Below are 23,444 nucleotides of genomic sequence, written 5' to 3'. Positions count from 1 at the left end.
AGGTTGACGCGGCCGATCCGGAACACGATATCTGCGGGGATGATGATGAAGGCCAGGAAATGAACGCGCCAGACAGGATTCCCGCCGCCACGCATGCCGCCGGCGTCGTCGATTGGCTGACCAACGGCACGCGCGACCAGCGCTTCATCGACAACATCTTTGCCGAAATGTGCATCCGCCTCCAGCAGGCCGGCATTCCCCTCAAGCGGGCGACGCTTCATGTCCAGATCCAGCATCCGCAATGGCTGGGGGCCCGCATCATGTGGTCCGACGGCATGCGCGAGGCCGAGATCGGGCGGGTCGACTTCGATGTGAGGGAGCGCTCGGAATATATCGGCAGCCCCGCCAACGAGCTGATCGATGGCGCCACTGAAGTGCGCGAGAATCTCGAACGCGATCCGGCACTCGGCCGCAAGCATGCGCTCTATGACGAGATGCGGGCCAAGGGCCTCACCGACTACGTCGCCTGGCCGCTCTACCACACGCTTGGCAAGCGCCATCTCATCACGTTCGCGACCGACAGGCCCGGCGGTTTCGACGATTCGCACCTCGCCGCTCTCAAGAGTGTGCTGCCGGTGCTGGCGCTGGTCAGCGAGATCCGCATCAAGAACCGCCTGGCCCGCACGCTGCTGGAGACCTATGTCGGGTCCCATGCCGGTGAGCTGATTCTCGCCGGTGCCACACGGCGCGGCACCGGCACGACGGTGCGCGCCGCGATCATGATCTGCGACTTGCGCGATTTCACGAAGATCTCCGACAACTGGCCGCGCGACGACGTCATCGATCTGCTCAACGATTATTTCGACGCGATGTCCGACCCGATCGCGCGGCATGGCGGCGAGATCCTGAAGTTCATCGGCGACGGCCTGCTCGCGATCTTTCCGCTCAGCCAGCCCAAGGCCTGTGCCAATCTCTTGCGCGCCGTCACCGAGGCCCGTCAGGCGATGGCTGCGCTGAACGAGCGCAACCAGGGCACGGGCCGTGCGCCGCTGAACTACGGCATCGGCGTCCATGTCGGGGACGTCATGTACGGCAATATCGGTTCGACCAGCCGGCTCGACTTCACCGTGATCGGTCCCGCCGTCAACATGGCCTCGCGGCTCGAGGCGCTCACCAAGCAGGTCGGCAAGCCGGTGCTGCTGTCGCGCGACTTTGCCGAACTCGTCACGCCGGAGTTTGCGCTCGAGCGAGTCGGCCAGCACGCCGTCCGCGGCTTCAGCGAGCCGATCGAGCTGTTTGCGTTTGAGGCCGGCGCGGGGGCGTAACGGCAGCACTGCTCAGGCGCGCGCTGTTGCCAAGGCGCGAGCGTCCAACTACGCTCCAGGTCCGCAGAATGGTCCAGCGGTTGGCCCGCAAGCTCATGCCCAAATTCCTCCGCATCGGTCTTCATCAGTCGAACGTATCAGGATACACGTCGAAGGCGTGGTGTGTGCGGCGGGTCGGCTCGGCGGTGTTCCTGAAATGGGGCGCTGTCGAGGTTCAGGGCGCAGGCAAGAGCCGCAAGGTTTACTGGACGCATCTGCCGCAGGAGAAGACGATCCGTTGCGGTACCGCGCAGCGCGCCAGGGATTACACCAAGTCCGCGATCGCGCGACGGCGCAGCCATGACTATGAACCGCTAAGCGGTGCCATCGTGGCCCGGCGCAAATCCGCCAATGACAGCGCCGAGCTCAAGCAGGCGCTCGCCACGATCCTGATCGTCGACATCGTGGGCTCCACGGCAAAGGCCGCCAAGCTCGGCGATGCGCGCTGGACCAAGGTGATGGGCCTCTATTACGCCGCGGTCCGCAAGGAGCTGAAATCGTCGCGCGGCAAGGAAGTCGTGACGACCGGCGACGGCGTGCTCGCGACCTTCAAGGCGCCGACCGCCGGGATCAATTGCGCGACCGCGATCCGCAAGGCCGTGCGCACGCTCGGCCTCGACATCAGGGTCGGCCTGCACGCCGGCGAATACACGATCAGCGGCGGCGAGATGGTCGGTCTCGCCTTCCACATCGGCACCCGCGTTGCCGCCAAGGCGCGCGCCGGCGAGGTCCTGATCTCGAGCGCGGTGAAGGACCTGCTCGCAGCGCAATCCCAGATCCGCCTCAGGGATCACGGCAGCCACCAGCTCAAGGGCGTGCCGGCGCGGTGGCGGTTGTATCGGGTGGAGGGTTGAAGGGGGCCTCTCCACTCGCCAAGACCCTGGCCCCGTAAGCCCGTTGCGGTCCTCGTCCAACGAAAGAGACCGCCTTGACGGCGGCCTCTCTCCTCTCTTCTCACCAGCGATCGGGACCAACGCCGATCGTGACGCCCGGGCCGTCATATCCATATCCGCGATCGTAGTAGCCGCGGTCATAATAGCCGCGGGCCGGCGCCTGATAATAGCCGTAGCTGTCGCGCCACCTTGCGTGGCGGTGGTGGCGACAATCTCCCACGCCGGCCATCAACTGACCGCCGCTCATGGCGGGACCCTCTGCGCCGACGGCGTAGCTGCCTGAGCTCGTGCAGGGACCAGGGCCTTGCGCGAAGCTCGGGGTTGCCACCGCACTCGCCGCGACGACCGCCGCGATGATGCCAATGCTTGGAACGATCTTCATGTCCATCCTCCAGTTTTGAACACGGACCAACGACGCGCCGCCGTCGACGTTCCTGCAGCGGGCTCGGTTCCACCGACGTTCTGGATCCGGTGCGTCAACTGGATGGCGGAGTTCCCTGGGTGTCGCGCTCGGCCAGGAACTGACTGATGGCGTCGAAGGCCTGCATACGGTTCTTTTCCAGAAGCACCATATGGGTGCCTTCGCCGATCTCCACCCAACGCCGGTATGGCGCCGCTGTGAGCGAGCGGAAGAAATCCTGGGTCGAGGCCGTGGTCACGTCGCGGTCCCATTCGGCGTGAACGAGCAGCACCGGAACGCGAATGTCATGCGCGTCATAGAACGCTTTGCCGGCGCCCCAGTAATCGCGGATATCCTGGATCGGACCGTTCACCGCGCGCATCACGCGAGGGCGCCCGGCGTTGCCTTGTGGATCTGTTGCGAGCGAGGCCTCGGCCCAGCGCTCGAACCAGCCCTCCGGGATCAGGTTCACGCGGGCGGCTTCCGGCGCAGCCGCGAGCCAGCGCTCCCTGAAATCGAGCACGGGGACCTTGCGGTAGGCGCCGAGCGCGCCGCCGGCATCGATCGGAGCGGGGGCGTTCAGCAGCCACAGCGGCGCGATCAGTGCGAGCTTTTGGACCTTCTCGTTATTGTCAGCGGTATAGGCACCGGCGACCGATCCGCCCCAGGACATCGCGACGAGATTCAGGCGCGGGATGCCGCGACGTGCAAGGATATGCTCGACCGCGCTGGCGAGGTCGCGCACCGCGACATCGGTGCGAACAAGGGGCGCCGAGTCCTGCGCTGGCGCGTCCATCTCCGGCGGCCGGGTCGATCCGCCATAGCCGCGCACGTCGAGCGCGAAGACATCGTAGCCCTGGGCGGCGAGATGATCCATGAAGGACCGGCCGCCAAGCGGCACATCGAAAAGGCTTGCCGAGGAATAGGTCGCGCCATGAACCAGCAGGACCGTCCGCTCGGCAGGGAAACTCTTTTGTGCCCTAGCGCGCTTGTTGCGAAGGTGAAGCGAAATGCCGACGGTGTCGCTCGGGATCATGAAATCCTCGACCACGAGGTCGGGTTTGTATCCTTGTGCAAGAACGTTCTGGTCCATCGTCATTCTCCTTTCAGTCAGAGGAATTGCCAGGCGAAGCGCCCGCCGCTGCGGGTGATGCGGCCGGCGGAGGACTGCGCGAAATGGGTGGTGAAGACGGTCGCGCCGCTCTCGGCCGCGTCTTCGAGCACGATGTTGCGCGAGCGGAGCGCCGCTTCCGGGAATTCGCAGAAGCAGGAATTGAGCGACGGCTCGTAGACCTGCAGTGGGTGGTGCATCACGTCGCCCGCGAACAGCGCTCTCTCGCCGCGCGACACGAGACGGATGGAGGCATGGTCGATGCTATGGCCTGGCGTCGCGGTGAACGAAATTCCCTCAAGGACCTCGCTGCCATCGACCGTCACCAGCCGCGCCAGGCCGGCATCGATCACCGGCCGCACGCTGTCGTCATAGACGCGATCGGCGGGCTTTCGCAGGGCAGGGCCCAATGCGGGATCCGCTGCCGGCTCGTCGCCATTAGCCAGGCTCTCGCCATAGGCCCGCTCGATACGAGAGAAGATGTAGCTCGCATTGGGGAACGTCGGCATCCAGCGACCATCGACGAGCCTCGTGTTCCAGCCGACATGATCGGCGTGAACGTGGGTGAGGAGCACGTAGTCGACATCTTCAGGCGTGATGCCCGCAGCTGCGAGCCGCGCGAGGAAAGGCTCGTTGAGCCGGTGCAGCGGCGGTATGTCGGGCCTGTTCTTGTCGTTGCCGGTGGCCGTATCGATCAGGATCGTGTGGTGCGGCGTTTTGACGAGCCAACTGTGGATACTCTGGATGAATGTGCCGGTCGCAGGATCGAATGAACCTGCCTCGAGCCGCGCCTGCCGGCGCTGCAGTGCCTCCGGGTCCGCGCCGGGATAGAGCGCGTCGAACTGAAAGGCTGCCAACGCCAATTCGTCGATCCGCGTGATGGCTGCATCGCCGATGTGATAAGTCTTCGTCACTGAGCCGTCCTCCGCTTCGATCGGCGCCCGGCGCGGCGTGATTGCCGACGTCCCGGACCTGCCGCCGTGGCTGTGAGGTACGAGCCGGGCTGCGCTCGCGGGAGGGCGGTCGGCTCGATACGTCTCATCGATGCCGGTGATATCCGGTCTTCCGGCGGTCTGCCTTTTCATGGCCGCGTGAAGGCCTTAAGCCTTTCTCTTCGCGGCTCATTCGGTCGCGCTTGTTTGCCCTCAGACGGAGGATGCCTCGATGGCGGATGTCGAACGCAGTCCGGGCCGGCCGGCCGATGATTCCGATCTCGCCGAGATCGACCTCGGCCTGCTGCTCGCTCTGGAGGCGCTGCTGCGCGAGCGCAACGTCACGCGCGCGGCGTCGCGGCTGAACATCGGGCAGCCGGCGCTGTCGGCCCGGCTGAACCGGCTGCGGCAGGTATTCGCCGACCAGCTGTTCGTGCCTGCGGCGGCGGGCCGCGGCGTGGTGCCGACGACGCGGGCCATGGAGCTGCAGACGGAACTTGCCGAGGTGCTCGGCAGGCTGCGCCGGATGGTGGAGGGACCGGCCGCCTTCGATCCCGCAAGAGACCAGCGCACCTTTGTCGTTGCCATTCACGAGAATCCTGCCGTGACGCTGGCGCCAGGTTTCGTTGCGCAGCTAACGGCGATGGCTCCGCGCACGCGGCTCGCGCTCGTCCACCCCACGCCCGACATCGTCGATCGTCTCGAACGTGGCGAGATCGATATTCTGGTCACGGGCACCGACCGGATCAGCGGCGAGCTGATGCAGCGACCGCTGTTCGAGGACAGCTTCCTCACCGCGCAACGGAAGGGCCACCCGCGCGGAACAGGCCCGCTCAATCTCGACACGTTCTGTGAGCTCGACCATCTGCTGATCTCCGCGGACGGCGGCGGCTTTGCCGGTCTGGTCGACGACGCGCTGAGCGCGCTCGGCCGCTCCAGGCGCGTCGCCGTCTCGATCCAGACCTATGCGCTGGCGCCGGTCATCCTTGCGCACAGCGATTGCATCTGCACCCTGCCGCGGCGATTTCTGATGCGCTTCGCCCACGAGCTCGATCTCATCCCTCCGCCGCTCGATCTGCCGCCCGCACGCATCCTCGCGCTATGGCACCCGCGCAACCAGGAGGACGCAGGTCATGCCTGGTTGCGCGACCGCCTCTATCAGGCGGCTGCCGCCAATTGAGTGCGAGCGCGCGTCGGGAGGTGTGGATGCTTAGCTCGACAGCAGCGCACGTGCGGCGCGGGCAAGGCGGCGGCCGACGGTCTTCTGCCGAAGTGCCTCCGTCCAGTCGAACATGCTTGAATTGACATCATAGTCGCCGCGCTGGGCGTCCGGTATGGCACCGGCCACGATTCGTGCGATCAGATGTGGCAATTCCCGATAGAATCTATCCGTGCGATACGGTGGATGGAGCGAGTAGAGCCCGGCTCCTGAACCGAGAAGGTCTATGCGGGAAAGCCCGTTGCGGATCATGGCGGCGGAGATGATCTCCTCGGCCGGCATCGTCAGTGGCGACTGTCGAAACAATTTTGCGCGGAGCCGGCGCCGGAGATCGGGACGGACCAGTCCCAGTGCGCCGATCGACGCATCGAATTTGTTCTGATCGAGAACGAAGATCCGCGTGCTCACGGTGCGGAAGCGGTAGGCCGGGTAGGCGGCGGCGAGCCGCTCGGGCGGCTGGATACCGGTCAGCCCCGGGAACGCTCCATGCAAATCGCCGAGTGTGCCGTCAGCGCGGGGCGGACCTGGAAGTGGTCCGGCGAACAGCGCGTCCGGCGTCGTCTTCAGCCAGCCGATCGCCTCCTCAAGCCAGACCTGGCTGCCGCCGCCGAACAGCATGTCGCTGTCCATATGAACCACATAGTCCGCGTTCGCCTTCAGCAGGCCGTAGAAATAGGCATGGAACGGTCCGCCATCGAAGGCCTTTTCCGGATAGGCACGACTTCCGGAGAAATAACGTTGCCGCACGGACTCCAGCGCCACCCGCGAATAGTCCACCTCGGAAATTTCCGCCTTCGGTGACTTTCGTGCGATGGCCTCCAGCAGTGCAAACAGGCGCCCGCGGCTCTCCTCGTAGGCGTCGCCGGTGTAGCGGCCGCTCCTGCTCTGCCTGGTGTCGACGGTGAAGACGATGCGATCAACCTGATCGCCCCATACTTCGAGTTGATGCGGAAGCGTGTGGACCGCATGGCGCACGTCCAGCGGATGCAAATTGATCTGAAGCGCGGATCTGACCTGCATCTCATCTTTCCTCGCCGCTGAACTGATCGACCAGCTAATTTTACCAAGGAAGGCCTTCTGCAGAAGCCAATTCGCACTGCTTCGTTAACAAACCGCGGCAGATCGCTAACCCGGTCGGAGTTGCTCGACCGCGGCCGGCGGATCGCCGGGGCCGTTCAATCCGCTCAGCGCCGAAAAGATCAAAAATTGACGTTCGGTTAACAAGGCTGCGGTAACCATCGATGTCCTTACCCTGATCGTGACCGAGAGGAACCGCCGCGGATGCAAGGCGCCGAACTGGCTGACGGGCACGATCGAGGCTTCGCTGAAGCCGTGCGGACGGCGCTGGCAAAGCTACAGGTCCTCGATTGCCTCCGCTGCGCCGTGGTCGTGGCAACCTTGCTCTGTGTGCTGGTCACACTCGAACCGTTCAAGGATTTGACCGTCATCGACGATGCCGCGGGCAAGCTCGCCGCCACCTATCTTTGCTTCGCCGTCCTCGCAGTGATGGGTGTGCTGCTGTCGGTACCGCGAAATGTCGCGGCCTTCAGGACGCTCTGGACGCCCCTGCATCTATGTTTCCTCGCCTGGATGGCACTCAATATCCTTCTTTCCGAAAATCCCGCGATCTCGCTGCAGCGATTTGCCTTGACCGCGAGCGTCATGTCGCTCGCCGTCATGATGCCCCTGCTGCCCCCGAGCCTCAGGTCCTTCAACCTATGCTTCGCGGTGGCGGCAATCGGCCTCCTGCTGCTCTGCTATCTCGGGGTGATGCTGGCGCCCGGTGTTTCAGTCCACAATGCAGCTGATGCGGCAGAGCCGGGGCTCGCAGGCGACTGGCGAGGAACTTTCGAGCACAAGAACGTCGCCTCGCCCGTCATGGCGATCCTGGTTTATTTTGGCGCGTATCTGATCTCGGCGGGAGCGTTTCTATCCGGACCGGCAATCCTTGGTCTTGCCGCCGTCTTCCTGTTCTTTACGGGCGGGAAGACGGCGAGCATGCTTTGCCTGGTCGTCTGGGCTGTGGCGTCGGTGGTCGGGGCAACGAAGGGCTTCTGGCAGAAATGCGCGATCTGCTTCGTGCCGCTACTTCTGATGAATCTGCTGACCGTCGGCAGCGTCGCCATCCCGCAACTGACACCGCTCACCAACGCGCTTCCCATCGATACGACCTTTACCGGGCGCACCGAAGTCTGGGAGTTCGCGCTGGGCGCGGTTGCCGCAAGGCCCTTCGCTGGCCACGGCTATGCGGCTTTCTGGGACGGCGTCAAGGACAAGAAGACCGAGCAGGGGTCCGAATGGGTGGCCACTGCGGCCCACAGCCACAACAGCTACCTCGATCTCGCCGTCACCATCGGCTTGCCGGGGTTGATTCTCGTCGTTCTCATATTCGTATGCGCGCCCCTGAAGAATTTCCACGTGGTCCAGAGCCGTGGCACCGGCCAATCCCTCGCCCGGTTTTGCCTGGTGGTGTGGCTCTTCGGACTTTACTACGGGACGACGGAAACGTTCTTGCTCGACCGCCAGAATCCGATGTGGTTCATGTTCGTGGTCGCAGTCGTCGGCTTGCATTTTCTCGCGCGATTTGGCGTGAGATCTTGAACCCCATGCTGTCCTGCCCGCGGCTGCGGCTTCCCAACCTGGTTCGACCGGGACCATGTACCAGGTCGTCAGGACGAGCTTTGAAAACAGCCAGCGGCCGTTCTCTCTGACGTATTCGTCGTCGAAGCGTCCCTGAATCCTTGCCCGCAGGTCCGCAACATCGTCTGGATTGCTCATGGTCCATCCGTTGTCGTCGGCGGCCTCATCATCCTGTTCATGTTCTCCTGCTGGCCGCTCGTGGGTCTGTGGAAGTGAACTGGAGATTGGAGCACTAGGCCTAGCGCGCTCGCGCGTCGCGCGGCTTGCCGAGCTGAACCGGTGGGGCGATCGAATGGCGGGAGGCAAAGTCGATCAAGGCGGCCCGCGCCGGACTGTCCGGTTGCAGTAATTCCCTGTGCGTGCCGAACAGGGTCACGGCGACCTCGATCTCGCCTTGCCAGTTCGTGATCGCGGATGAGATCGCGAGCAGGCCCGGAATGTAACGTCCATCGACATAGGCGATGCGTTCGCGCCGGATCTTCGTCGTCAGGGACTGCACGCTTTCCAGGTTGGGATCGAGATCCGGCCAGCTCAGGCCGACGGACGCGGCACGCTCGAGTTCGTTTTGCAGCCGCGCGGTCAGTTGTGGAGACGGCAGGTAAGACAGGAAAATGCGTCCCGTCGCGGAGTCCAGCAAGGGAAACGTGCTGCCAAGACCGATCGACGTGGTCGTCAGATGGGGACCTCGCTCCATTCGGACCACGGTCGGGCCATTGTGGCTCCAGACGGCCAGCAGTGCGGCTTGGCCCGTCGTCGTCGCCAGCTCCTCGAGTTCGTCGGAGGCGCGGACGACGAAGTTGTTCCGGCTGATGGCGGCAACACCGAGCTCTGCCGCTTCGCGGCCGAGGTCGTAGCGGCCGGAGCGCTCCTTCTGCACGGCAAGGCCCGCATGAATGAAGCTCGCCAGGTAGCGATGCACCTTGCTCGGTGGCATGCCGGCTTCGCGCGCGATGTCCGATAGCGTCGCCGGCCCATCAAGGGACCTGAGGACTCGCAGGACCGACAGCGCGGCGTCGAGAGCCTGGATGCCGCCGGGGGCCGTGCCGCCGCTCTCGTCATCGGTGTCTTTCGCCGGCGTCCGTTTCATCGCAACAAATCCTTGAACTCCTGCGGCACGCTGGCGCCGCGGAGTGCGCCCGTATCCGTGACCGAGGCCCAGGCGCGCTGTTCGAAGCCACTCGCAATCTGCACGTTTCCGCTCGACAGCTTGTAATCGATTCGAAACCGCCGCTCCTGCCACTCGGCCACCTCTGTGCGGATCGTCAACTCGTCGTCGTAGCTCGCGGGCGCCACAAACTTTGCGCCGACATTGATCAAGGGCGTGACGCTGTTGAAGCGGCGCTTGAGCTCCCGCTGGCTCAAGCCAAGCTCCCGCAGCCAGCGCTGCCAGGTGCAGTCAAGCCAATAGAAGTAGTTGGGATAAAAGACGATTCCGGCTTCGTCGCAATCGCCCCACTCGACCGTGAAAGCTGTCTCAAACATCCGGAAATCCTCCCGCGGCGCATCCCGCCGCGCCGGCTTGATTGCATATAAGAAAATTAATTCCCTGATATGCAAGAAATATATTGCATGGAAAGAAATCTGTTGCATAATACGCAAACAGAAGCGGTCAATAAAGCGCAACAGGGAAGGGAAGGTCATGCGGCTCAGTCGCATCGCGGTGATGGGAGGCGGTCCCGCGGGCCTGTATTTCGCAGCGCTCTGGAAGCGTCGGCATCCCCAGGACCACGTCGACCTCTTCGAGCAGAACCCGGAAGGCGCGACCTGGGGCTTTGGCGTCGTCTTCTCCGACAAGGCGCTGGAGTTCCTTCGCGCCGATGATCCGGAAACGGAGCGGGCCGTGTCGGCGCGCATGGAGGCCTGGCGCGACATCACGCTCGTTCATCGCGGCGAACGTGTCGTGCTCGACGGCGTCGGTTTCTCTGCGATCGGCCGGCTCGATTTCATCACCCAATTGACCGGGCGCGCACGATCCGCCGGCGCAAATCTGCACTTCGGCAAGCTCGTGCGTTCCGTCGACGAACTCGCGGGATACGACTTGATCGTCGCCGCCGACGGCGTGAACTCGCTGGTGCGACGGAGCCATGAAGGCGACTTCGCGACATCGCTGTCCTACGACCACAACAAGTTCGCCTGGTACGGCACCACCCGGCGCTTCGAAACCTTGACCCAGACCTTCGTCGAAACCGACTTCGGCTGTTTCAACGCCCATCACTATCGCTACTCGCCGACGATGAGCACGTTCATCGTCGAGTGCGATCGGGCAACCTGGCTCCGCGCAGGCTTTGCGGAGAAGTCAGAGGAAGAGAGCAGGGCGCTTTGCGAGAGGGTGTTCGCCGATACGCTCGAAGGGCATCCCCTGGTCAACAACAAGTCCGTCTGGCGCAATTTTCCATGGCTCTGGAACGATCGCTGGTCACACCGCAATATGGTCCTGGTCGGTGACGCGCTCCACACCGCGCATTTCTCGATCGGCTCCGGCACGCGCCTCGCGATCGAGGACGTCATCGCCCTCGTCAATGCACTCGACGGTGAGCCCGGCAACCTCCGCCGTGCGCTGGAAAACTATGAGGCCGCGCGCCGCCCTGTGGTGGAGAAGCTGGTCAAGGCCGCAAGGACCAGCGCAGCCTGGTACGAGCGCTTCGCCGACCACATGAAGCTGGCGCCGCTGGATTTCGGCTACAGCTACATCACCCGTTCGGGTCGAATCGACGACGACCAGCTCCGCGCGATGTCGCCGCACTTCATGGCGCGGTACGACGCGAAGTCAATGACCCCCGTTCATTCGTGATGATGAGGACGCCATGCTGACGGAAGGAATGGATCTCGCATTCGTGGAGCCGATCGTGGACCGGGTGCCCGATGATGCGCCCAGCGCAAGGGAAATCGGCTTCGAGATCTCCGAGCGCTACAATGCCAGCGAGATCCTGTTCGACAACCTCAGAGCGGGGGGGTCGTGCCGACAAGGTCGCGATCTACACGGCCTCCGGCAACAGCAGCTATGGCGAGTTGTGCGCCGATGCCGCCAGATGCGGCAACGCGTTCACCTCGCTCGGGCTCGTCCGGGGCGACCGCATGCTCCTCCTGCTCAACGACACTGCGTCCTATCCCGCCGTGTTCTTCGGCGCGGTCCGCGCCGGCTTCGTGCCGATGTTGATCAACACGCTGTCGCCGAAGGACCTCATCGGTTTCTACCTGCAGGATTCCGCCGCCCAGGTCGCGGTCGTCGACGCCGAGTTTGCTCATCTGTTCGATCGGGAAACCACCCACGGATCGCGGCTGCACACGCTGATCGTGGTCAACGGCGAGGTTGCGCCCGAATCGCCCGCGGTCGACGTGCTGAACGGCGATCGGTGGTTTGCCGAATTTCCCGTTGAGATCGAAGCCGCCCCCACGCGTCGCGACGACATGGCGTTCTGGATGTACTCCTCGGGCAGCACCGGTCGGCCGAAGGGCATCGTGCATCTCCAGCACGACATGGCCTACACGGCTGACAGCTTCGGGCAGCACATCCTTGGCATGACGGAGAGCGATGTCTGCTTCTCCGTGCCGAAAATCTTCTTCGCCTATGGTTTCGGCAATTCGATCACCTTCCCGTTCTCGGTCGGCGCCAGCACGATCCTGCTCGCCGGGCGGCCCGAGCCCGGCGCCGTTCTGGACCTCATCGAACGGTTCAGGCCGACGCTCTTCTTCGGCCTGCCGACGCTCTACAACGCGCTGCTGCATCATCCGCGCATCGAAACGGCCGATCTGTCGAGCGTGCGCCTCAGCCTGTCGGCCGCCGAAGTGCTGTCGCAGGACATCTTCAACGACTGGAAGCGGCGCTTCGGCCACGAGATCGTCGAAGGACTCGGATCGACCGAGGTGCTGCACATCTATCTCTCGAACACGCGTGCGCAGAAGAAGGCCGGTACTGCCGGCACGCGCGTTCCCGGCTACGAGATCCGCCTGACCACGCCTGACGGCGAGCCCGTCGCGCAAGGCGAAGCGGGCGTGATGTGGGTCCGCGGTCATTCCAACGCGCCGTGCTACTGGAACAGGCCCGACAAGACCGCGCAGACCATGCGCGAGGCGGGCTGGATCTGGACCGGCGACAGGCTGGTCGAGGATGCCGACGGCTTCTTCACCTTCGTCGGCCGTGTCGACGATCTCATCAAGGTGAGCGGCCAGTGGATCTACCCGGTCGAGATCGAGCTCTGCCTGTCCGAGCATCCCGCCGTCCGCGAATGCGCGGTGCTCGGCCTCGAGCTTCCTGATCGCCGCATGACCACGAAAGCCTTCGTGATCCTGCGCGACGGTCATACCGCGAGCGAGTCGTTGACGCGGGAACTGCAGGATTACGTCAAGGCAAAACTGCTTCCCTACAAATATCCACGCCTGATCGAATATCGGCCCGATCTGCCGAAGACGGGAACGGGCAAGATCGACCGGCAACAGTTGCGCAGCACCCCGTTGCTGGCCTGAACGCGCAGCCGCCTTTTCCAAAACCTGCTGAAAGTCACAGCCCAAGAAACCCACGCCCACTGGAGTTCGTGATGACCGCTGCGAATATCGTCGACGTTACCGAGGTCATCGAACAGGCGCGGTTCGGGCGCCTCCAGCTGCTGATCCTGGTTCTTTGCGCGTGGATCGCACTGCTCGACGGCTTCGACACCCAGGCGATCGCCTATGTCGCGCCTGTCATTGCCGAGCAATGGGGGATCGCCATGGCCGGCTTCGGCCCGATCTTCGGTGCGGGCCTGGCCGGACTGGCCGTTGGTGCGTTTGTGCTCAGCCCGGCGGCCGACCGGTTCGGCCGCAAGAGCGTGATCCTGCTCTCGGTGCTGCTGTTCGGCATCTTCGCAGCTGTCACGGCGCGCGCGACCACGCTGAACGAGCTTCTGGTCTACCGCTTCCTGACCGGCCTCGGCCTAGGCGGCGCCATGCCCAACATCGTCGCGCTGACCAGCGAATACGCGCCGAAGCGGATGCGCGCGCTGCTCATCGCCATCATGTTCTGCGGTTTTCCGCTGGGCTCGACGATCGGAGGCGTCATCAGCGCGCCCCTGATCGGTGCGTTCGGCTGGCAGGCGGTCTTCGTCGTGGGCGGCGTGCTTCCGCTGCTCACGCTGATCGTGCTGTTCGCATGGCTGCCCGAGTCGATCCGCTATCTCGTGACACGCGATGTTGCGGACAGCAGGATCGCGGAATTGCTCGCAAGGCTCGATCCCGCCATCTCGCCTGCGGCGGCGGGCCGCTATGTCGTGCCCGGTTCGCGCGCGTCGGGCTTTCCCGTAACCAAACTCCTTGCCGAGGGCCGCGCATCCATGACGGTGCTGCTCTGGGTGGCGTTCTTCATGAACCTGCTGGTCATGTACTTCCTCGTCAACTGGATGCCTTCGCTGCTCAAGGCCAGCGGACTGCCTCTCGCCGTCGCGATCCTCTCGACGGCGGTGTTGAACGCCGGTGGCGTGGTCGGCGCGATCGTCCTCGGCCGCTTCGTCGACCGGCTCGATCCCTATCTGGTGCTCGGCGGCGCCTATCTGGCTTCGGCGCTCTTCATCGCGGGGATCGCCTTTGGATCGGGCCATGTCTGGACGTTGATGGTCTCGACGTTCCTCGCCGGGTTCGGCGTCGTCGGTGCGCAGATCGGCATGAACGCGCTTGCGGCCGGCCTCTATCCGACCGAGATCCGCTCCACCGGCGTGGGCTGGGCGCTGGGCGTCGGCCGCATCGGCTCGATCATTGGTCCGGTCGCAGGAGGCGTGCTGCTCGGCTTCGGGTGGACTGCGCAGTCCGTCGTCCTGACCGCGGCGGTCCCGGCGTTGCTGGCGGGCCTCGCGGTGCTCGCGCTTCGTCGACGAGAGCCGTCGCTCGAGCTCGTGCCCTCGACCGCGACGCTCCATCACTAACAGCGAGACAGGCTATGTCCCACGATACGATCATGACGCCAACCGCCGACACACCGGAACGCCGGGCGTTCTACGACAAGATCGACAAGAAGAACCTCACGGCGCTGTGGCTGTCGCTGGCCGATCTCGTCACGCCCGAGCCGAGAAGCGCATGCCGCCCGGCATCCTGGCGGTTTGACGAGATCCGCGCGCATATGCTCGAGGCCGGAAGCCTCATCACCGCCAAGGAGGCGGAGCGACGCGTTCTGGTCCTGGAAAATCCGGGCTTGCGCGGCCAGTCGAAGATCACGACGGATCTCTACGCCGGCGTGCAGCTGGTCATGCCTGGCGAGGTCGCGCCGGCGCATCGCCATACGCAATCCGCGCTGCGCTTCATCCTCGAAGGCGAGGGTGCCTACACCGCCGTGAACGGCGAGCGCACCATCATGCACGAGGGCGATTTCATCATCACGCCGCCCTGGGCCTGGCACGATCACGGCAACCCCAGCTCCAATCCGGTGTTCTGGCTGGACGGTCTCGACATCCCCGTCATCCAGATGCTCGACGCCTCCTTCGCCGAGCATCTCGACGTCGACGAGCAGCCGATCACACGGCCGGTCGGCGACAGCGACGCCCGCTACGGCCACAATCTGCTTCCGGTCGATCACAAGGGCGGCGGCGGCACCTCGCCGGTGTTCAACTATCCCTATGCACGCACGCGCGAGGCGCTCGAACGGCTGCGGCGCGCCGCCGCCTGGGACGCCTGTCACGGGCTGAAGATGCGCTACACCAACCCGATCACGGGCAATCACGCCATGGCCACCATGGCGACCTTCATCCAGCTCCTGCCAAAGGGCTTTGCGACCGCCTCGTACCGTTCGACCGATGCCACCGTGTTCGTCCCGATCGAGGGCAGGGGCCGCAGCGTCATCGCGTCCCGGACAGGCGAGGAGATCGTGGTCGAGTGGGGCAAGCGCGACATCTTCGTCGTCCCCTCCTGGCATCGCGTGCGTCACGAGGCGATCGATGGTGATGCCGTGATCTTCTCCTATTCCGATCGACCCATTCAGGAAGCCCTGCATCTTTTCCGAGAGGACCGTGGCAATGCCTGACGCCTTTACGCACTCCGATTTCGTTCTGCCGCCGCCGCCGCAAGCGTCCGTCGCGGTCCACAATTCGGTGGCGCGCTTTCCGCTGCGCCGGCTCATCTGCGTCGGCCGCAACTACGCGGCGCACGCGCGGGAGATGGGGCGCGATCCCGATCGCGAGCCGCCGTTCTTCTTCATGAAGCCCGCCGACACGGTCGTCGACGATGGTGCGAGCGTTCCCTATCCGCCGCAGACCAGCAACTTCCACTACGAGATCGAGCTGATCGTCGCGATCGGGCAGGGCGGCACGGACATTCCCGTCGCGCGCGCGCTCGATCATGTCTGGGGCTACGGCGTCGGCATTGACCTGACCCGGCGCGATCTGCAGCTTCAGGCCCGTGAGCAGGGCCGTCCCTGGGACTGGGGCAAGGGCTTTGACCTCTCCGCGCCGATCGCTCCGCTGCGACCGGTCTCGGAGGTCGGCCATCCCAGCGCGGGCCGCATCTGGCTCGCCGTCGACGGCGTGACCAAGCAGGACTCCGACATCGCAAAGCTAATCTGGCCCGTCGCCGACATCATCTCGATCTGCTCGCAGTCGATGGCACTCAAACCCGGCGACATCATCATGACCGGCACGCCCGAGGGCGTCGGCCCCGTGCAGCGTGGGCAAGTGATGACGGGCGGGATCGAGGGGTTGGGCGAAATCAGGATAGCCGTCGGGCAAGGCTGACGCGGTGAAGCCTGCGGGGACGGCATAGCTCAGTTGAGAGCACCGTCATCGCAGCTCCGCGTCGACCACGGGCGGAGTGGCGCCCGCAAGCGGCGACCAGGCCAGCGATGGCCGCCGCATGCTGTGGCGCCGACTCAGTTGCGCGTGAGGGCGAGATGGATCGTTTGGCCGGTGGTGCGTAAGGTTCCCTGTCAAAAAACGCGCCGGCGCAGCCGGCTGGCCGCACTTAATGAGCCGCGCAGTCGCTGTGCGTCCTGCAAATGAATCGACTGTGTCTCCATCAGAATGTCCCGCACTTTATCGGCGTCCGCGGTGTCGTGGCCGCGCTTTTTGAGGTTGGCGATGAGGCCTTCCTGACGAGAAATGAGGCGCCTGCCCTCGTCGGCGTGCCGTTCGGCCTGGGCAAGGTGCCTTTGAATCATCGCTGGGTCCATTGTCTCAGAACGCATATGGCGCGCGTTGGTTCGGACCGCGGCAGGACGAAGCCAGGTTCCGCGTGCCCTGAAAAAGGTGGCCCGAACCGAAACCAACTTAACAAATGTGAATTCTTATGGCGGGGCTTCGGGCAGACTGCGAGGTGAGCCATGCATTTGTCGCTTGTAGAGGCCATCTCCACCGTTGCCGCCCTGAGTGCGGTGTTCCTTGCCGAAGTGCTGGTTTTCGCTGCCCTTGGATTGATCTGAGGTGGCCCCATGGTGACATCGTCGTCGCAGCTGGAGACAGCGCATTCCCGAGCCATCTGCCACGAGATTGGCGAGAGGCTGCGTCTCGCTCTGAACAAGGACCAATCGCCGCTACCGTCCCACTTGCGCGCAACACTTGATCGTCTTGCGGAAATGGACGCCCGGGCGTACCTCCGGTCGATCTCGTCGCTCAAATCGAAGGCATGCGAATAAAAGGAAAGGCCGCCTTTCGGCGGCCCCGACCAATGGGACTACCAGGTTTCCCACTTGTCGCCGTGCCAATATCCACGGCCTTCATGTTCGCGGAACGTGAATTTTTCAGTTGGCCCAGCCTTCCAATTGTCTTCGTGCACGATGACCTTGGACTCGGGTGGGTATGTGTAGGTTTCGTGAGTGTGCCAACACACGTTGCCACTGCATGCGATGGCGGCTGACGCGCTCATGGTCGACGCCGTCAGCATGCCTACGCCGAGCGCCAGTCCGACAACTGCTTTGATCATCACTGCTATTCTCCTTGGTTCTGCGCATTGCCAGCGCACCAACAAGGCCAAGCCGTCGGTCGTTCCTAAAGATCAGCCGAATGGATAGGGGGTATCGATCGTCATGAAATGCGCTGGGATTTGGCCGGAGGCCTTTCGGGCGCACAGTTCAACAAAAAAGCCCCGCAGAGCGGGGCTTTGAAGTTGATGGCGATGTCGGCTCAGTACCGCGCGACTGCCGGTCCACCGAACCGATAGTTCAGGCGACCGAGCACGAGATCGGTGTCGCCGCCGGTGCTGAAGCCGGCCAGGGCAACGCCGCCCGGAACGTTGAAGGTCGCTCCGTGACGGTTCTCGAAGATGTGGTCGTACTCGACGCCGAGCGACCAGTTCTGCGCGAACGAGAACTCGAGGCCGGCCCCGACCGTTCCGCCGAGCCGCGTGGCGTAGCCGGTTTGGGCCGTCACGACGCCCGCCGTGAGGAACTGATAGTTGCGATCGGTGATCGCCGCACCGCCCTTGGCGTAGAGCAGGACGTTGTTCCAGGCGTAACCCACCTGACCGGTGAACAGACCGAAGGCGTCCATCTTCGAGCTGAGCGTGGCGCCCGGCGCCGGCAGCACCAACGCAGCCCGGCTGCCCGAGATGTCTGCCCAGTTGCCTTGCGCTTCGAGGCCGAACACCCAGCCCGCGCTCTGCCAGCGATAACCGATCTGGCCGCCGACGGTACCGCCGTTCGCATCATAGCTTCCGACGAGAGTTCCCGTGGGATCGAACGTGCGGCGATCGTGGGACTGACCCCAGCCGCCGTTGATGCCGATATAGAAGCCGCTCCAGTCGAAGACGGTCGCGATCGCGGCCGGAGGCGCTTTGGTGTAAGGACGTGCGGCGAGATCGGCGGCCGAAGCAGCCGTTGCCCCCAGGAGCAAAGCGCCGAAAGAGGCCGAAGCCAAAAGCTTGTTCATTCAATTCATCCCACGTGATCTTGAGAATCCCTTGCCCGGGAGAAAACGTAACGAGTTTGGCGCCGGCTTGCTGTAACTGACACGCCACACCGGCGGTGGTGAAAACCAAAATTCGACTTAACCAATGTTAGTCGGTTCCAGATCGGGAAACGGTGGCAGGGGGGCAGAGAAATCACAACGAGAAGGCCAGCAAAGGCAACTCTCGATCGGAATTTTCATTGGGAAAAATAGGTAAGTTCCCGGAACGTGGCGATGGAGATCGCTGTTCTGCCGTTGGGGCTTACACAAAGGACGAGGCATGAAAATCCAAACGATTGTTCTTTCCGTCGCGCTCGCGCTGACCTTCGGCGCTGCCGCTTCCGCTCAATCGGTGAATGGAACGACGAACGCGACGATCGGCTCGAAGGGAGCTGCGACCGGTACGAACGGCAGGCTTCACTCCTCAGCCAATGCCCGCCTGAACGGCGGCCACAAGAGCTTGAACGGGACCGCGAACTCGACGGTTGGTTCGGCGGGGGCGCATGCCGGCATGAACGGCAAGCTTCACTCCTCCACGAACAGGACCTTGAACAGCAGTAAATAAATTCGCGACGAGAGGGACGCTGAAAGAGGCCGCCGCGACGGCGGACTCTCTGCTGTTCTCACGAGCGAGCGGGAGCAACGCCGGTCGTAACGCCGCGCTCGTCATAACGCCTGTCGTGCGCTGCGATCACAACAGGTGCGGCCGGCGCCTGACAGTCGCCGTAGCGATCGGGTTACAGTGACAGTGCCGGGCTGCAAACTCCGGACGCCGCCGCGAGCGGCCACCATGCAGCACGGCGATTGCGCGGGGTGCTAGCCACCCCATCGCTCAAACGGATTATGACCCGGCTCAGGTTGATCATCGTAGTGCGGCATCGGCTGAGGGCGGGCAGGCGCTGCCGGCGAATAGGCCCAGGCCGCAGCGGGCCCTGTCGTCAAAACACGGGCAGACCGAGCCGTTGCATGATGCCGATGCCCCTGCGCTGCCATGGCGGTACTGACCGATGCCGAGAGGACAATCAAAACGCTCAAAACCAGACCCGATCGCATGGCAATTTCTCCGATGGACCCATGGTGAGGATTCAAGTGAGCCTCGGTCCTCATCCTCGCAATCCGCGACAGCCGCACGGGCGGTCACATCCGCGGCATCATGCGCGGGCTGTCGGGGAAATCGTGCGGATCTGCAAAGCGTTGCTGGGAGCCGCTGCCTGTCGGATATCTGAATCGGTGCGTTCTTTCCGCGACTTGCGATTGCCTGTGTCTTTGCAAGTTGGCACTTCACCACCTGCGTCGTCCTTCTTGAGCAATCCTTTACCTTCGCAGTTCTTGTCTCTCTGCTTCTTCTTGATGTTCGGGGCCTTTTTCACTGGCCATGAGAATCTCCTGCTGAGAGAGGGGGAGGCTGGTGGGTTGCATAAGCTTGTGGCGGCAAGAGCGATAGTCCGTCTGCGCTTCCGCTTCGCTCCAGCTACGCCGGACACCACGCTTCGCCCTTCGTTCTCCGCGCGGCTGCGCCACGCGTAGCCAGAAGGGCGAAGCGTGGTGGGCCCGGCAGGACTCGAACCTGCAACCAGACCGTTATGAGCGGCGGGACAGCGGCTAGCTTCGTTGAATATGCTAACTTTTTGTTGGAATCCGATCGAGTTCGTTGCGCCGCGGCCGGGTCGTTTCTGGTGCGAAACTGGTGCAGCGGCGCCTGCTCATGCAGACGAGCGGGGCTGACCTCGGCACGGCCTCCGTCGCAGGACACCATGCGGATCGACTTTACCCTCTCAAGGCTGAAACAGGGGTTCGATTCCCCTAGGGAGCGCCATTTCTTCCTAACTGCCTGACATCGCTGGCACTATTCGGTGCAGCTTCTCCGTTTGCTACGTCTTCGTGCTACGGGAAGCAATGAATGCCGCGTGTCTCGCACCTAATCAGACGTAACGGAATCTACTGGCTCAAAATCGATCTGCCTGACGACATCGCAGGCCAGCCGTTGCCACCCTCGATTCCCGACAACATCAAGCGGCTCGAAAGCCCCGTTCGACGTGGCCACCTCAAGACCGCTGTGTGGTTGTCTTTGAGAACGACGGTGGAGCGAGAAGCCAAGCAACGTCTCGGTGTTCAAATCGCGCAACATGCAAGCGTGTTCGAGGTCGCGAGGGCCTTCTTGACCAACGGCGAACATGACTCCCCGGCCGCGACACAAGGGAGTTGGCTTGAACTTGGCTCGGTCGGTCTGCTTCATCCGGCATCGGCTCCGAGCCGGATCGTCAGCTCAGGGGCGGTAGCGACCGGGCAAGGATTGACGATAACCCAAGCGTTCGATTCTTGGTCGCGAGGTGGCAGCGCCAAGGGCACAAGGACACCGGCTCCGAATACGATCACCGAGGCTGACACTGCCCGCCGTAGGTTTGTTGAGCTGTTCGAAGACTTGCCCATACACCACATCAACAAGGGACATGGCCGTGAGTATCGGGAGGCGATCTGCCGAATACCCAAAGGTCTTCCCGCAGACATGAAGCAGCTTACGTTGCCGGACCTCCTACAACGCGATCTGAGCGGCTACGAACCGCGATCTGCAACGACCATCAACAAGTCGCTGACCCTGCTTGGCGCAGTGCTTGCCCGTGCTGAACAGGATGGCCATTTCGACGGGACAGGATGGCGCAATCCTTTTGACGTTGCATTCGACATCGATTCCGCCGATGAAGACTATTACGAGCCGTTCACCAAGCATGAGTTGAGATTGCTGGCGGCGAGCCCAATTTTCGCTGCCAGTGTGCGTCCGACGCGGGGGCGCGGCGAGACCGCAATGTGGGCACCGTTGGTAGCTCTGTTTCAAGGTGCCCGCCGAACCGAAGTAATCCAGCTATTGCTTCAAGACATCGCCAGAGACCCGGACACCGATCTGTGGACGTTCCGTTTCGACCGTGAAGGCGATAAGAGAATCAAGACCCTATCGTCAATCCGGCGTGTCCCGATCCATCCTGAACTGGTGCGCCTCGGCTTCCTGTCATTTGTGGAGGAGCGTCGCAGGGCAGTTGGCCCGCTGTCGAGCCTTTGGCCCGGATTTGAAGATAGAAGCAAGTTAGCAAGCCGCGCCAACAAATGGAGCGAGTGGTTCAACGGCTACTTGCACACCATGTCGTTGATGATCCCGTGAAGAAGTTTCATTCGTTCCGGGGCACGTTCAAGCGTTTCGGCCGCGCTGCCGGGGTTGACGAGGTCGTGATCAACCACCTTGTCGGTCATTCAAACAGCAGCGTTGGAGCACGGTACGGTCGGAAGCGCGATGCTGATGGAATTAGAGATACGGGTTATCCGCTTACTCGACTAGCTATTGAGATTGCTAAGGTGTCCTTCGACGGCCTTGATTTTGTCGATCACCGCTGAAGCGCGATTGACCGGAGTCCCTTTGCGAGGGTGCCTCCGGCAATCGTTTTGATTCTTAGAAATCAGTCGCCACCGAGGGCGTACGAATGAAGCAACCTACGCGCCCGCGTCCCGCGCCCGGCATGAAGTCCCAATGCCCTTGTTTGATCGCTTCCTTGACCGCAGGCTTCGCGAAGAAGCGCATCCTGTTGTGTTGCAGATCAACCCCAGTTGCTTCCTTTACCTCCGGCACTGTGATGATGTCAGCCTGTGTCCCGTACAGCAACGCGACGAGTGCCTCTGTCCCCCCGCGTTGAAGTCGCAGACCCGGCTCGTCCATGATCACGGTCGCGCCTGGAAACATTCGGTCTTTGTGGCGAATGAGCCGGTCAAATTCTCCAGTGACGTAGAGGCGCTGCGCACCGCAGACGCCATCTGCGTCAATTTTGCGGGCGTTTCCCCTCATGGCCATTTGCTTCAACCACCGGCATAGGTCACCCTCTTGCAAAGTAAGCAGAGGTCCGTCCTTCCGATTCCAGCATTGGTACGGTGCAAGAGAGCTCTCCGTCGCTTGTTGTTCTCGCCAACCTAATCCGGCCGCGACCATTGTCCTTCTTGGCTTGTGGAACTCGCCAAATAGGAACACGGCAGTTGCGTCTTTCCATCGGTTCGAGCCTATGCCCACTCCCCAATGAATAAAGCAGACCTGCCTGCCTTCGAGGTCGTAAGGTTGCGAGAAGTCGCAATTAGAGGGCAGATACTCATGATCGAGAAGAGCCTTGTGGGTCGTAATAAGGATCTGTTCGCCTGGTCGAGTATGCTGCTTTGCTGTATCCAGGATCCATTGGGCGTAAGGTCGCGCTTGATCGGCTCGTTTAGCAACATCACTGATCTTCAGCTTCTTGCGCTTACCAGCGATGATCAAAGGTTCTGGATCGATGTGAGTAATCGTAAGTTGACGAAAATCGACTTGAGGTACGACAACCGGGCTGCGATGCTTTGCTATTAGCGACAGGCCGTCAATATCCGCCGTTGCATCAAGGATGATTGTTCCGGGAGTGAGCGGCAAGTTCATGTCATAACCGACGAATCTTGCGCCATTGCCATAAGCATCGTAGCGGGCCAGGAAGGCGAACCCGTTTGCCAAGGCCCGAGCGAATCCGAAGACTTGCTTCATGCGCTCATCACGCGATTTTACATATTCGTTGGCTCTTGCGGATGCGAACCAAGCCAAGTCCGTGGCTTCGGTGTGGGGCAGAATATCGAACACGGATTTGCTTGATGCAGATCGCCAAATCGATTCAGCGTAGTCGTGTAGCTCGGTCAGACGAACCACAGGTTCGAAAAACGAGCCGTGCTCCTGTGCAAGCCCGTCTCGAACCGTCTTGATAGCGCCGCTGTCGGTATCGAAGATGCTGACACCTCAAGCCGCTCATCGATGAATGTGAGTTTTCGCGGTTCGCCTTTCGGGAGAGCGAGCCAGATGCGGTAGCACTCGGCTCCCATGGACCGGGCGTCGTCGTTGATGCGCTTTTTTCTACTTCGATCCTTGCACTTCACCGAGCAGTATTTCTTGCGCGTCTTGCCGCCGCCAAAAGCGTCCATAACGTCCCCGCAGATGATGCAGGCCGTCTTACCGCTCCTCAAAAGCTCAAGCCGCTCGGCTTCTGTAAACCCCTTGTCACCCACGGCTAACAGTCCCCACCCCGTGCATTGGGCTGCTTGAAGGTCTGAGGTCTTCCCTTCGCC

The 23,444-nt window shown here is 62.8% G+C and carries 23 protein-coding genes and 1 pseudogene; 12 read left to right on the top strand and 12 right to left on the bottom strand.

Features of this window, described 5'->3' with window-relative positions; translation table 11 throughout:
• The first annotated feature begins 59 nt into the window (after positions 1-59).
• Both ACVW16_RS11860 and ACVW16_RS11855 read left to right on the top strand, forming a co-directional pair.
• Positions 60-1,265, top strand: a complete 1,206-nt coding sequence (locus ACVW16_RS11860; protein ID WP_456737420.1) for an adenylate/guanylate cyclase domain-containing protein — start codon at positions 60-62, stop codon at positions 1,263-1,265.
• A gap of 95 nt (positions 1,266-1,360) precedes the next feature.
• A complete protein-coding gene (locus ACVW16_RS11855; protein ID WP_456738293.1) occupies positions 1,361-2,158 on the top strand; it encodes an adenylate/guanylate cyclase domain-containing protein in 798 nt (265 codons plus the stop codon).
• 100 nt (positions 2,159-2,258) lie between these two features.
• On the opposite strand, the gene ACVW16_RS11850 is transcribed toward ACVW16_RS11855, so the two are convergent.
• The 3 genes from ACVW16_RS11850 to ACVW16_RS11840 all read right to left on the bottom strand — a co-directional run bounded on the left by ACVW16_RS11850 (position 2,259) and on the right by ACVW16_RS11840 (position 4,622).
• Positions 2,259-2,579: a hypothetical protein gene (locus tag ACVW16_RS11850; RefSeq protein WP_456699401.1), complete on the bottom strand. Its 321-nt coding sequence runs from the start codon at positions 2,577-2,579 to the stop codon at positions 2,259-2,261.
• A 94-nt stretch (positions 2,580-2,673) separates the two neighbouring features.
• The gene (locus ACVW16_RS11845; protein WP_456737421.1) at positions 2,674-3,690 is read right to left on the bottom strand and encodes an alpha/beta hydrolase; all 1,017 of its coding nucleotides are present in this window, start codon (positions 3,688-3,690) and stop codon (positions 2,674-2,676) included.
• Between the two features lie 17 nt (positions 3,691-3,707).
• The gene (locus ACVW16_RS11840; RefSeq protein ID WP_456737422.1) at positions 3,708-4,622 is read right to left on the bottom strand and encodes an MBL fold metallo-hydrolase; all 915 of its coding nucleotides are present in this window, start codon (positions 4,620-4,622) and stop codon (positions 3,708-3,710) included.
• A gap of 250 nt (positions 4,623-4,872) precedes the next feature.
• Here ACVW16_RS11840 and ACVW16_RS11835 point away from each other — a divergent pair, with 250 nt between their 5' ends.
• Positions 4,873-5,820, top strand: coding sequence for a LysR family transcriptional regulator (locus tag ACVW16_RS11835; protein ID WP_456737423.1), 948 nt, complete (start codon positions 4,873-4,875; stop codon positions 5,818-5,820).
• Positions 5,821-5,850: 30 nt separating this feature from the next.
• Here the strand turns inward: ACVW16_RS11835 and ACVW16_RS11830 are convergent, their stop codons facing one another.
• On the bottom strand, positions 5,851-6,879 hold the full coding sequence (locus ACVW16_RS11830) for a glycosyltransferase family 2 protein (protein ID WP_456737424.1): 1,029 nt from the start codon (positions 6,877-6,879) through the stop codon (positions 5,851-5,853).
• 261 nt (positions 6,880-7,140) lie between these two features.
• Between ACVW16_RS11830 and ACVW16_RS11825 the strand changes: the two genes are divergently transcribed.
• Positions 7,141-8,460 carry an O-antigen ligase family protein gene (locus tag ACVW16_RS11825; RefSeq protein WP_456737425.1) on the top strand — a complete coding sequence of 440 codons (1,320 nt, stop codon included), beginning with the start codon at positions 7,141-7,143 and terminating at the stop codon, positions 8,458-8,460.
• Positions 8,461-8,737: 277 nt separating this feature from the next.
• Here ACVW16_RS11825 and ACVW16_RS11820 read toward each other — a convergent pair whose 3' ends face one another.
• Positions 8,738-9,586, bottom strand: coding sequence for an IclR family transcriptional regulator (locus tag ACVW16_RS11820; protein ID WP_456738812.1), 849 nt, complete (start codon positions 9,584-9,586; stop codon positions 8,738-8,740).
• On the bottom strand, positions 9,583-10,140 hold the full coding sequence (locus ACVW16_RS11815; RefSeq protein ID WP_456737427.1) for an acyl-CoA thioesterase: 558 nt from the start codon (positions 10,138-10,140) through the stop codon (positions 9,583-9,585). The genes ACVW16_RS11820 and ACVW16_RS11815 overlap by 4 nt, the downstream gene beginning before the upstream one ends.
• Here ACVW16_RS11815 and ACVW16_RS11810 point away from each other — a divergent pair.
• From ACVW16_RS11810 to ACVW16_RS11790, 5 genes and pseudogenes are all read left to right on the top strand, one after another.
• Positions 10,139-11,290 (top strand): FAD-dependent monooxygenase, encoded by a 1,152-nt coding sequence (locus ACVW16_RS11810; protein WP_456737428.1) that lies wholly within the window; start codon positions 10,139-10,141, stop codon positions 11,288-11,290. The genes ACVW16_RS11815 and ACVW16_RS11810 overlap by 2 nt on opposite strands.
• Positions 11,291-11,318: 28 nt before the next feature.
• Positions 11,319-12,963: pseudogene (locus ACVW16_RS11805) on the top strand (benzoate-CoA ligase family protein).
• A 71-nt stretch (positions 12,964-13,034) separates the two neighbouring features.
• Complete coding sequence (locus ACVW16_RS11800) at positions 13,035-14,390, top strand: MFS transporter (RefSeq protein ID WP_456737430.1); 1,356 nt, start codon at positions 13,035-13,037, stop codon at positions 14,388-14,390.
• A 14-nt stretch (positions 14,391-14,404) separates the two neighbouring features.
• Complete coding sequence (gene gtdA, locus ACVW16_RS11795) at positions 14,405-15,481, top strand: gentisate 1,2-dioxygenase (protein WP_456737431.1); 1,077 nt, start codon at positions 14,405-14,407, stop codon at positions 15,479-15,481.
• Positions 15,474-16,187: a fumarylacetoacetate hydrolase family protein gene (locus ACVW16_RS11790; protein WP_456737432.1), complete on the top strand. Its 714-nt coding sequence runs from the start codon at positions 15,474-15,476 to the stop codon at positions 16,185-16,187. The genes gtdA and ACVW16_RS11790 overlap by 8 nt, the downstream gene beginning before the upstream one ends.
• 191 nt (positions 16,188-16,378) lie before the next feature.
• Here the strand turns inward: ACVW16_RS11790 and ACVW16_RS11785 are convergent, their stop codons facing one another.
• From ACVW16_RS11785 to ACVW16_RS11775, 3 genes are all read right to left on the bottom strand, one after another.
• Positions 16,379-16,609 (bottom strand): hypothetical protein, encoded by a 231-nt coding sequence (locus ACVW16_RS11785; RefSeq protein WP_456737433.1) that lies wholly within the window; start codon positions 16,607-16,609, stop codon positions 16,379-16,381.
• A 512-nt stretch (positions 16,610-17,121) separates the two neighbouring features.
• Entirely contained in the window at positions 17,122-17,370 is a 249-nt protein-coding gene (locus ACVW16_RS11780; RefSeq protein ID WP_456699388.1) for a hypothetical protein, read from the bottom strand.
• A 200-nt stretch (positions 17,371-17,570) separates the two neighbouring features.
• On the bottom strand, positions 17,571-18,314 hold the full coding sequence (locus ACVW16_RS11775; RefSeq protein ID WP_456699387.1) for an outer membrane protein: 744 nt from the start codon (positions 18,312-18,314) through the stop codon (positions 17,571-17,573).
• 298 nt (positions 18,315-18,612) lie between these two features.
• Here ACVW16_RS11775 and ACVW16_RS11770 point away from each other — a divergent pair, with 298 nt between their 5' ends.
• On the top strand, positions 18,613-18,897 hold the full coding sequence (locus tag ACVW16_RS11770) for a hypothetical protein (protein WP_456737434.1): 285 nt from the start codon (positions 18,613-18,615) through the stop codon (positions 18,895-18,897).
• A 586-nt stretch (positions 18,898-19,483) separates the two neighbouring features.
• Here the strand turns inward: ACVW16_RS11770 and ACVW16_RS11765 are convergent.
• Entirely contained in the window at positions 19,484-19,702 is a 219-nt protein-coding gene (locus ACVW16_RS11765) for a hypothetical protein (RefSeq protein WP_456737435.1), read from the bottom strand.
• 530 nt (positions 19,703-20,232) lie between these two features.
• Here ACVW16_RS11765 and ACVW16_RS11760 point away from each other — a divergent pair.
• Together ACVW16_RS11760 and ACVW16_RS11755 are read left to right on the top strand one after the other, a co-directional pair.
• A complete protein-coding gene (locus ACVW16_RS11760; protein ID WP_456737436.1) occupies positions 20,233-21,486 on the top strand; it encodes a hypothetical protein in 1,254 nt (417 codons plus the stop codon).
• Positions 21,483-21,716 (top strand): hypothetical protein, encoded by a 234-nt coding sequence (locus tag ACVW16_RS11755; protein ID WP_456699383.1) that lies wholly within the window; start codon positions 21,483-21,485, stop codon positions 21,714-21,716. Before ACVW16_RS11760 ends, ACVW16_RS11755 begins: the two co-directional genes overlap by 4 nt.
• A gap of 55 nt (positions 21,717-21,771) precedes the next feature.
• On the opposite strand, the gene ACVW16_RS11750 is transcribed toward ACVW16_RS11755, so the two are convergent.
• A complete protein-coding gene (locus ACVW16_RS11750; protein WP_456699382.1) occupies positions 21,772-22,965 on the bottom strand; it encodes a hypothetical protein in 1,194 nt (397 codons plus the stop codon).
• Between the two features lie 53 nt (positions 22,966-23,018).
• A complete protein-coding gene (locus ACVW16_RS11745; RefSeq protein WP_456699381.1) occupies positions 23,019-23,384 on the bottom strand; it encodes a hypothetical protein in 366 nt (121 codons plus the stop codon).
• Positions 23,385-23,444: the final 60 nt, after the last annotated feature.

This window comes from Bradyrhizobium sp. USDA 4474, from assembly GCF_054057515.1.
This window is presented reverse-complemented; position numbering and strand designations above follow the sequence as displayed.

Bases quoted from the DNA above. Each gene is read 5' to 3' on its own strand.
- ACVW16_RS11860 (WP_456737420.1), top strand. From the start codon at position 60: ATGAACGCGCCAGACAGGATTCCCGCCGCCACGCATGCCGCCGGCGTC.
- ACVW16_RS11855 (WP_456738293.1), top strand. From the start codon at position 1,361: ATGCCCAAATTCCTCCGCATCGGTCTTCATCAGTCGAACGTATCAGGA.
- ACVW16_RS11850 (WP_456699401.1), bottom strand. From the start codon at position 2,579: ATGAAGATCGTTCCAAGCATTGGCATCATCGCGGCGGTCGTCGCGGCG.
- ACVW16_RS11845 (WP_456737421.1), bottom strand. From the start codon at position 3,690: ATGGACCAGAACGTTCTTGCACAAGGATACAAACCCGACCTCGTGGTC.
- ACVW16_RS11835 (WP_456737423.1), top strand. From the start codon at position 4,873: ATGGCGGATGTCGAACGCAGTCCGGGCCGGCCGGCCGATGATTCCGAT.
- ACVW16_RS11830 (WP_456737424.1), bottom strand. From the start codon at position 6,879: ATGCAGGTCAGATCCGCGCTTCAGATCAATTTGCATCCGCTGGACGTG.
- ACVW16_RS11825 (WP_456737425.1), top strand. From the start codon at position 7,141: ATGCAAGGCGCCGAACTGGCTGACGGGCACGATCGAGGCTTCGCTGAA.
- ACVW16_RS11820 (WP_456738812.1), bottom strand. From the start codon at position 9,586: ATGAAACGGACGCCGGCGAAAGACACCGATGACGAGAGCGGCGGCACG.
- ACVW16_RS11810 (WP_456737428.1), top strand. From the start codon at position 10,139: ATGCGGCTCAGTCGCATCGCGGTGATGGGAGGCGGTCCCGCGGGCCTG.
- ACVW16_RS11815 (WP_456737427.1), bottom strand. From the start codon at position 10,140: ATGACCTTCCCTTCCCTGTTGCGCTTTATTGACCGCTTCTGTTTGCGT.
- ACVW16_RS11800 (WP_456737430.1), top strand. From the start codon at position 13,035: ATGACCGCTGCGAATATCGTCGACGTTACCGAGGTCATCGAACAGGCG.
- gtdA (WP_456737431.1), top strand. From the start codon at position 14,405: ATGTCCCACGATACGATCATGACGCCAACCGCCGACACACCGGAACGC.
- ACVW16_RS11790 (WP_456737432.1), top strand. From the start codon at position 15,474: ATGCCTGACGCCTTTACGCACTCCGATTTCGTTCTGCCGCCGCCGCCG.
- ACVW16_RS11785 (WP_456737433.1), bottom strand. From the start codon at position 16,609: ATGATTCAAAGGCACCTTGCCCAGGCCGAACGGCACGCCGACGAGGGC.
- ACVW16_RS11780 (WP_456699388.1), bottom strand. From the start codon at position 17,370: ATGATCAAAGCAGTTGTCGGACTGGCGCTCGGCGTAGGCATGCTGACG.
- ACVW16_RS11775 (WP_456699387.1), bottom strand. From the start codon at position 18,314: ATGAACAAGCTTTTGGCTTCGGCCTCTTTCGGCGCTTTGCTCCTGGGG.
- ACVW16_RS11770 (WP_456737434.1), top strand. From the start codon at position 18,613: ATGAAAATCCAAACGATTGTTCTTTCCGTCGCGCTCGCGCTGACCTTC.
- ACVW16_RS11760 (WP_456737436.1), top strand. From the start codon at position 20,233: ATGCCGCGTGTCTCGCACCTAATCAGACGTAACGGAATCTACTGGCTC.